The sequence below is a fragment of the Rhodococcus sp. NPDC056506 genome (genome assembly GCF_042794945.1).
Lineage (GTDB): Bacteria > Actinomycetota > Actinomycetes > Mycobacteriales > Mycobacteriaceae > Rhodococcus_F.
The window spans coordinates 22,906-31,347 of the sequence record NZ_JBHTSW010000058.1 but is presented as its reverse complement, the minus strand read 5'-3'; the positions used below and the strand labels follow the sequence as shown (position 1 = coordinate 31,347).

Genomic DNA, 8,442 nt, shown 5'->3' with positions numbered 1-8,442 from the left:
TGGCGGCATCTTTTCCCACGGCACCTCAAACCCCCACGGCGGGCGCAACTATTTTGTTAATTTTTGGTGTGCCCATTTAAACCCCCCCGGCGTTTAATAACGCCCCACAGCAGTTGTCAGGGAAGCTGAGCAGGCAGGACGTGCTCACCGGTCTTGTCGGTACTCAGTGCCAAGGAACTGATGTACTGCTTCTCGCCGTTCGGACCGGGAACGTTCGACGCGAGCATGTCGGGACGCTCGAACTCGATTCCGCTGACGCAGCACAAAAGCGTTTCGCCGGAGGGGTTTCCGTACTCGTCGAACATCGGTAGATCGATGCCGTCGTCGGTGCGTCGTAGGTAGTACTTGCCCTTGGTGGCGACGGCCAGGACCGGCGGCATCACCAGTGCGATGACGATGGCGACGATCGGGGAGAACGGCTTGATCGCCGAACCGAAAGCGCCGAAGAACACCAGGATCGACACTCCCGCAGCCAGCAGCATCGACACGAAGCCGACGGGGTTGACGTCGTAGAGCATCCCGCGTCGGAATTCGGGGGCCTTCGGGGAGAGCTTCAACCAGTACTTGTTGATCGCGATGTCCGAGGCGACGACCACGACCCAGGCGATACCGCAGTTGGCGTAGAACCCGAGGATCGTGTTGAGGAAGTCGAACATGTTGGCTTCCATCAAGATCAGTGCGATCGCCAGGTTGACCAGAACGAAGACCATGCGCCCCGGGTAGGTCTTGGTGACGCGGGTGAACGAGTTGGTCCAGGCCAGTGAGCCGGAGTACGCGTTGGTGACGTTGATCTTGATCTGGCTGATGACCACGAGGATCACGGCCAGTGTCATGGCGAGCCAGTGCGGCATCATGTCCTGGTAGATCTCGAGGAACTGGTGCACGGGCTGGTTGGCGATCGAGGAGCCGTCGACGACGTTCGCGATGATGTACACGGCGAGGAACAGTCCGACGATCTGCTTGAACGCACCGAAGATGACCCAGCCGGGGCCGGCGAGAATTACTGCAGCCCACCAACGACGGGTGTTCTCCGGCGTCTTGGGCGGCATGAAGCGCAAGTAGTCGATCTGCTCGGCGATCTGCGCGATCAGTGACAGGCAGACGCCCGCGGCCAACATCACCGAACCGAAGTTGACGCCCTTGCCGTTTGCGCCGTCCTCACCGCCGAAGGCGAAGAATGCGCTCACTGAATCAGGGTGTTTGAACAGCAGATACAGAAACGGCAGAACCATCATGACGAGCCACAAGGGCGTCGTCCACACCTGGAGCTTCGCCAGAGCCTTCATTCCGTAGATGACCAGTGGGATGACCATCAGCGTCGAGACCGCGTACCCGATCGAGAGTGGGATTCCGAGCCCCAGTTTCAAACCCTGGGCCATGATGGAACCCTCGAGGGCGAAGAAGATGAACGTGAACGTCGCGAAGATGACGTTGGTGACAACCGAGCCGTAGTATCCGAAACCGCTTCCGCGCGTAATCAAATCGAGGTCGATGTTGTATCGCGCAGCGTAGTAGGCGAGTGGGAAGCCCGTGGCCATGATGACGACGGCAAACACTGCGATGCCCAGAAGCGCGTTGCCGGTGCCGTACGAGATGCCGATGTTGGCGCCGATCGAGAAGTCTGCGAGATATGCGATTCCGCCGAGTGCGGACGTCGCGACGACCCCGGTTCCCCATTTGCGGTAGCTGCGCGGCGCAAAACGGAGGGTGTAGTCCTCCAGCGTCTCCTTCAGTGCGGTGTTCTGGCCGGGATTCGCGCTGCCCGGCGCGACTGCGGACACCTGCTCGTTTACTGCTGTCATGACGTCACTTCCCCTGGGTGCCTGTGCATGTGCACTTTGTGGTGCAGGCACCAAACCTAGGGAGGTGGCGTTACGCGGACATGTTTGAAATGTGTCGCCCACGTTGCGGATTCAATCCGCAACGTGAGCGAGCACTCATGGGGCTTTCTTTACCTGTATCTGATCACCAACTGCCCGGGCCTGCAAGACGAGTGGCTGCGTCCCGACCGGTCGCAGGTCGAGAACGGCGCCGGCCACCGGGTCAGCCAGGACGTTCCGGATGGTCCGACGCAGCCCGCGCGCTCCGTACACCGGATCGAATCCGCGTCGTTGCAGCAGAGCGACGGCGCTGTCGTCTACCTCCACGTCGACGCCTCTCCTGGCCAGCCGAGCTGTGATCAGTCCGATTTCGAGCCGAGTGACCTGCTCCGCCGTCCGTTCGTCGAACTCGTCGAGGATCACGGTTTCGTCGATGCGGTTGAAGAACTCGGGGTCGAAGAACTTCTCCAACGCGCGCTGCACCAGGTGGTGACCGTGGCGTGGTCTATCGATCCGGACGCGATCGGCGATCTGGCGTAGCCGTGACCGTCGACGTTCGGCCACCGCAGCCGAACCGAGATTCGACGTCAGGAACACGTAGCTGTTGCGGAACGAGATCTTCTGCTGACCGTTCGCCAACCGGAGCTCGCCGTTGTCGAGGACCTGCAGGAGCGCACGCAGCACGGTGGGGTCGGCCTTCTCCACTTCGTCGAACAGGACGATTCCGGGGGTGTACGGATCGCCCTCGACGGTGTTCTTGTCGAACAGTGTGAAGGACTCCTTGCTGCCGGCATATCCAGGCGGAGCCCCGGAGAACGATGCCGCATAGTGCTCTTGTGCCAGAGCATTCATGTCGATGCGGCACAGATCGTCGGGCCCTGACCGTAGTTCCGCGGCCACGCGCCGCACGAGCTCCGTCTTGCCGACGCCGGTGGGGCCGACCAGAAGGATGTTGGCGAGCGGACGCGTCGGATCCGTGGCACCGACATGCGCGATCGAAATTGCGCGAACCACAGCGTCGACGGCGGCCTGTTGTCCGACGATCTTGGAACTGAGGGCCTTCGAGAGCTTGTGGGCGTCGAAGGCTCCTACCGGTGCGGGCTCGGTTCGTTCCTCGGCCGGTGGTGCTCCTGCACTGTTCCGGTCGTGGAGCATGTCGGTGATATACGGCACGGCGAGATCCTTACGCTTCGATTGTCTTCTCGACCGGCAGGTTTCCGACGCGGCAATCCGCTACACCCACTGTGTCTCGGGTGATGGCCTCGACGCGTTCCTGAGCCTTCTGGGCGTCGGTGACCCACAGCTTGTAGAACTCGAACGGGCAGTCCGCGACGCCCTTGTCGCCGTCACCGGCTGCATGGACGCCGGAGTAGCCGCGGTGGAGGAGCTTGAAGATGTGGTTCTGGGACTGATCGTTCTCGCGCGCATCACGAATTGCCGAGACGGACAGCTGCGCGTACTGGATTCCGTATTCTTCCTCACCGGTTTCGCCCAACGTTCGACCGTCGAATCCGATGATCGCCGAGTGCCCGAAGTAGGAGTAGACGCCGTCGAATCCGGCCGCATTGGCAACTGCCACATAACAATTGTTGGCCCAGGCCATCGCCTTCGACATCATCACCTGCTGGTCCTTGGCGGGGTACATGTATCCCTGGCAGCGGACGATCAGTTCGGCGCCCTTCATCGCGCAGTCGCGCCAGATCTCCGGGTAGTTACCGTCGTCGCAGATGATCAGCGAAATCTTCAGCCCCTTGGGTCCCTCGGAAACGTAGGTGGTGTCACCGGGGTACCACCCTTCGATGGGGCACCAGGGCAGGATCTTTCGGTACTTCTGAACGATCTCGCCCTTGTTGTCGATGAGGATCAACGTGTTGTACGGCGGCTTGTTCGGGTGATCTTCGTGCTGTTCGCCGGTGATGGAGAAGATTCCCCACGTGTCGGCTTCGCGGCATGCAGCGGAGAAGATCGCGGTCTCGTCACCGGGGATGGTGGCCGCTGTCGCGTACATCTCCTCTTCGTCGTACATGATTCCCTGCGTGGAGTATTCGGGGAAGACCACGAGATCCATTCCGGGGAGGCCGGTCTTCATGCCGATCATCATGTCGGCGATCTTGCGCGCGTTCTCGAGGACGCCCGCGCGATCGTGCAGGCGGGGCATCTTGTAATTGACCACTGCTACGCCGACTGTATCGTTGCTCGAGGAGATGTCACCGTGTCGCATTGTCTTTCACTCCTTGGTTGTGTGGATCAGTTGAAGACTGGACGGGGTTGGGGTACTGCGGCTTTGGGGGCGGCGAGGATCTTGGCCAGACCCAGGAGAACCAGAAGTGCTCCGGCCCAGCCGGCCGCGACGGCAGGCGTGGTGTGGAAGTTGTCGGTCAGGATCAGGAAGGCGGGAACCGTGCAGGTGGGCTGGCTCAGAAGGACTGCGGCCCAACCGGTGAAGCGGCCGAGGTTTTCCCGGCCCAAGCCGAGCACCAGGAAGAACAGCGTCCAGAGTGCTGCCCACGCGAGCCAGATGACGCCGAATACCGGGTCGTTGCTCACCGTGAACGAGAGGAAGGAATACACCAGTGCGGCGCACGCGACGAACAGCGAGAACCATCCGATTCCTTCCGGTTCGAAGCCGGCGAGATTGCTGATGCCCACGTAGAGGTAGGTGAATCCGAACAGGTAGAGCCCCGAGGCCGCCAGGACGGCACTCGAATCTCCCTGTGCCTGAATCAACATGACGGTGGGGACGACGCACTGAAGAGCGCCGACGAAGAGGTTGAGGACCGAGGCGGATCGAACGGGAACTGTGCCGAGCAGCATCAGTCCGTTGACGAAGAGGACGGCTCCCACGTAAAGCAAACCAACACTGCCCATCGGGCACCTCCGGTTACTTTCGGGACGGGTTACTTTCAAATGAAATGATTCCAAATGAAACTAAGTGATGCGCGCCACAGAAGTCAAGAGGTGAATCTCAGGGAAAGATTTCAGAGGGTGGCGATGATCGAGAAGTCGAGTCCGTCGGCGACGGCAAGCTGAATCTTCTGCCGTGCAACACGATCACGAAACTCGACGGTTCCGCGAGGTCCGTCGTACGCGGCGCCTTCGACGACGGCGTCCAGGTCGCGCGGATGTGTGCTGTCGGCGCGTCGAACCAGGGCCGAAAGGGTATGTATCCCTTCGTAACACGACTCGGCGGCGTTGTTCAGTGCTGGGGCGTGCGCGCCGTGCAGTGCGACGTAGCGTCCGAGCAGGTCCATGGAGTTGCCGTCGACCATCGAACGGAAGTACGCGGCGGAGGCAAACAGGTTTCGGGTTGCCCTCGGTCCGCTCGCGAGCAGCATGTTCTCTTCCATCAACGGGCTGAATCGGATCATCGATTCGTCGAGGCCGCGGCGGGCGAAGGCGCGGTTGAAGTCGACGGCGTCCTGCCCGACGAGGAGCATGATCACGCCGTCGCACCCGGAGTTCGAGACGGTCTCGACCAGCTGTTTCATGTTGCCGCGCCCCAGGTCGACAAACGAACCACCGACCAGGGTGAGGTCGAGTTCGGTCGCGAACTGTCGGACTGCCCCCAGTGAGCTGTGCGGCCAGATGTAGTCGTCGCCCACGACAAACCACTTACGTGCTCCGACGTTGTCGCGCAGCCACTTCAGTGCCGGCGCGATCTGCTGCCGGGGTGTCTCACCAGAGCAGTAGATGCCGGACCTGACCTCGCCGCCCTCGTAGAGCGAGGTGTACGAGTACGGGATGCGGTCGGCGACCACGGGCGCAAGCGCGTGGCGCACCGAGGAGATGTGCCAGCCGCTGACGGCGTCGATGTCGCCGGCGTCGAGTAGCTGTTGCACGCGGGCGGCGACGGCGCTCGGCGAAGCGCCGCCGTCGATCACTTCGATCTGGACTTCGCGTCCCAGTACGCCACCGGAGTTGTTGAGGTCGCGGGCGGCCAATTCGCTGATTGCTTCGCAGGAGGGGCCGAACAGTCCGGCCGGTCCCTGGAGGGGAACCACCATGCCCAGGCGCCACACCGCGCTGCGCGCGCGTTCGAGCGCGCCGGTAGCGCTCATGCGTCGCCGCCGGAATCGGGAGTCAGCGGCCTGGCCTGGGTTACTATCATTTCATTTGAAAGTATTGCCCGAGAAGTGTGAACTACGCAACAGCGGGGGAGCGATCAGTGGGAAAAAGTGACTCCGGAATTCTTGATGCGTCGCTGACGACCGCGCTGGTCCGAGCAGCTCGAATGGCCGCGGCAGCGGCGGAGAAGGCGCTGGCGGCAGAGAATCTCACTCTCGATCACTGGATGACGCTCGAAGCCTTGGCGTCGACCGAGGGGCGGACGATGGCTGAGCTGCGCGATCGAACGGGAACGCCGGCTCCGACGCTGACGCGAGTCGCGGACAAGTTGGTCTCGCTGGCGCTCATCTATCGCGAAGTCGGTGAGGACGACCGCCGGAAGGTGCGCGTGTTTCTCTCCGCGCGCGGAAAGTCCTTGCACAAGCGGGTTGCTGCAGATATTCGCACGGCCGAGGAGTCCTGGCTGACGTCGAAAGAGGAAGTGAAGTTGCGAGAGGGGCTCCGCCCCTGTGCGCCTTTTTGGTAGTTCCCACTACCAAAAAGGCGCACAGGGGGCCGAAGGCCCTACTTGCCGCGTATAGCGTCGAATACCTTGGGGTCGACCAGGGTTGAGGTGTCTCCGAGGTCTCGACCTTCGGCGACGTCGCGTAGGAGACGGCGCATGATCTTGCCGGATCGAGTTTTGGGCAGTTCCGGCACGATCGTGATCTGACGGGGCTTGGCGATGGGGCTGATGTCGGTGGAGACCTGAGCCTTGAGCTCGGCGATCAGGACGTCGCCGGTGTTCTCGACGCCTTCGCGCAGGATGACGAAGGCGACGATGCCCTGTCCGGTGGTCTCGTCTGCGGCGCCGACCACGGCGGCTTCTGCGACGCCGTGGTGGTTGACCAGTGCCGATTCCACTTCGGAGGTGGAGATGCGGTGCCCGGAGACATTCATGACGTCGTCGACGCGGCCGAGGACCCAGAGTGCGCCGTCGTCGTCGTACTTGGCGCCGTCACCGGCGAAGTACCAGCCTTCTTCGGCGTAGCGGGACCAGTAGGTGTCGCGGTAACGGTCCATGTCGCCCCAGATGCCGCGGAGCATCGCGGGCCACGGCTCGTCGAGGACGAGGTAGCCGTTGCCGCCGGGGCCGAGGGGCTTGGCGTCGTCGTCGACGATCTTGGCTGAGATGCCGGGGAGCGGAGCCATGGCGGATCCGGGCTTGGTGGCGGTGATACCGGGCAGCGGGGAGATCATGATCGCGCCGGTCTCGGTCTGCCACCAGGTGTCGACGATGGGCGCTTTGTTGCCGCCGATGACCTCGCGGAACCAGCGCCACGCTTCAGGGTTGATGGGCTCGCCGACGGAGCCGAGGAGGCGAATGGACGACAGGTCGTGGGCGTCGGGGATCTCGCGGCCCCACTTCATGAAGGTGCGCACGAGGGTGGGTGCGGTGTAGTAGATGGAGACGCCGTACTTCTCGATGATGTTGAAGTGGCGGTGCTCGTCGGGGGAGTTGGGGGTGCCTTCGTAGACGACCTGGGTGACGCCGTTGGAGAGGGGGCCGTAGACGATGTAGGAGTGTCCGGTGACCCAGCCGATGTCTGCGGTGCACCAGTAAACGTCTTGTCCGGCTTTGTGATCGAAGACGTTGTGGTGGGTGTAGGAGGCTTGGGTGAGGTAGCCACCGGAGGTGTGGATGATGCCCTTGGGCTTACCGGTGGTGCCGGAGGTGTAGAGGATGAACAGGGGATGTTCGGCGTCGAAAGCCTGCGCCTGATGTTCGGGCGAGGCCTGCGCGACGGTCTCGTGCCACCACAGGTCACGGCCGTCGGTCCAGTCGACGTCGATGCCGGTTCGGTTGACCACCAACACGTTCTGGACGGATTCGGCGCCGGCGACGGATTCGTCGACCGCTGTTTTGATGGGTGCTGCTGCGCCGCGTCGCCACTGACCGTCGACTGTGACGACGAGCTTGGCCTGGGCGTCGTCGATGCGTGAGCGCAGGGCGGTGGCGGAGAATCCGGCGAAGACGACGGAGTGGGTCAGGCCGAGGCGGGCGCAGGCGAGCATGGTGACGATCGCTTCGGGGATCATCGGCATGTAGATCGCGACGCGGTCACCGGCGACAAGGCCGAGGTCGGTGAAAGTGTTTGCGGCGCGGCTGACTTCGGCGAGGAGGTCGTTGTAGGTCAGATCGCGGGAATCGCCCGGTTCGCCTTCGAAGTGGATGGCGACGCGGTCGCCGTTGCCGGCGAGGACGTGGCGGTCGACGCAGTTGTAGGCGACGTTGAGTTTTCCGCCGACGAACCACTTCGCGACGGGGGCGTCGGTCCAGTCGAGGACGTCGGTCCATTTCTCGTGCCAGTGAAGGCGCTCAGCCTGATTCGCCCAGAAAGCGAGGCGGTCGGTATCTGCGGCAGCCTGCAACTCCGGTCCCGCGTTGGCGGCCGCAGCGAACTCTGCGCTCGGCGGATATGCCTGGGGGACGTCTGTTTCGGCTGCGCTTGTCATGGCTGACGGCCTTCTTTCCACTTTGATCGACACTTTTCTGACTCCGTGTGAGGGTAGTCAC

At 62.7% G+C, this 8,442-nt stretch carries 7 protein-coding genes; 1 reads left to right on the top strand and 6 read right to left on the bottom strand.

What is annotated here, in order from left to right; all coding sequences use genetic code 11:
• Positions 1 to 116 precede the first annotated feature (116 nt).
• The 5 genes from ACFQ6H_RS27795 to ACFQ6H_RS27775 form a co-directional block, all read right to left on the bottom strand.
• A complete protein-coding gene (locus tag ACFQ6H_RS27795) occupies positions 117 to 1,802 on the bottom strand; it encodes a purine-cytosine permease family protein (RefSeq protein WP_378650071.1) in 1,686 nt (561 codons plus the stop codon).
• A gap of 135 nt (positions 1,803 to 1,937) precedes the next feature.
• Positions 1,938 to 2,993 (bottom strand): AAA family ATPase, encoded by a 1,056-nt coding sequence (locus ACFQ6H_RS27790; RefSeq protein WP_378650069.1) that lies wholly within the window; start codon positions 2,991 to 2,993, stop codon positions 1,938 to 1,940.
• A 10-nt stretch (positions 2,994 to 3,003) separates the two neighbouring features.
• Positions 3,004 to 4,041 carry an aliphatic amidase gene (locus tag ACFQ6H_RS27785; RefSeq protein WP_230816507.1) on the bottom strand — a complete coding sequence of 346 codons (1,038 nt, stop codon included), beginning with the start codon at positions 4,039 to 4,041 and terminating at the stop codon, positions 3,004 to 3,006.
• Positions 4,042 to 4,067: 26 nt separating this feature from the next.
• A complete protein-coding gene (locus ACFQ6H_RS27780; RefSeq protein ID WP_378650067.1) occupies positions 4,068 to 4,688 on the bottom strand; it encodes an AmiS/UreI family transporter in 621 nt (206 codons plus the stop codon).
• A gap of 110 nt (positions 4,689 to 4,798) precedes the next feature.
• Entirely contained in the window at positions 4,799 to 5,878 is a 1,080-nt protein-coding gene (locus ACFQ6H_RS27775; protein WP_378445746.1) for a substrate-binding domain-containing protein, read from the bottom strand.
• A gap of 107 nt (positions 5,879 to 5,985) precedes the next feature.
• On the opposite strand from ACFQ6H_RS27775, the gene ACFQ6H_RS27770 reads away from it, so the two are divergent.
• Positions 5,986 to 6,411, top strand: coding sequence for a MarR family winged helix-turn-helix transcriptional regulator (locus ACFQ6H_RS27770; RefSeq protein ID WP_378650065.1), 426 nt, complete (start codon positions 5,986 to 5,988; stop codon positions 6,409 to 6,411).
• 38 nt (positions 6,412 to 6,449) lie between these two features.
• Here the strand turns inward: ACFQ6H_RS27770 and acs are convergent, their stop codons facing one another.
• Positions 6,450 to 8,381: an acetate--CoA ligase gene (acs, locus tag ACFQ6H_RS27765; RefSeq protein ID WP_378650063.1), complete on the bottom strand. Its 1,932-nt coding sequence runs from the start codon at positions 8,379 to 8,381 to the stop codon at positions 6,450 to 6,452.
• Positions 8,382 to 8,442: the final 61 nt, after the last annotated feature.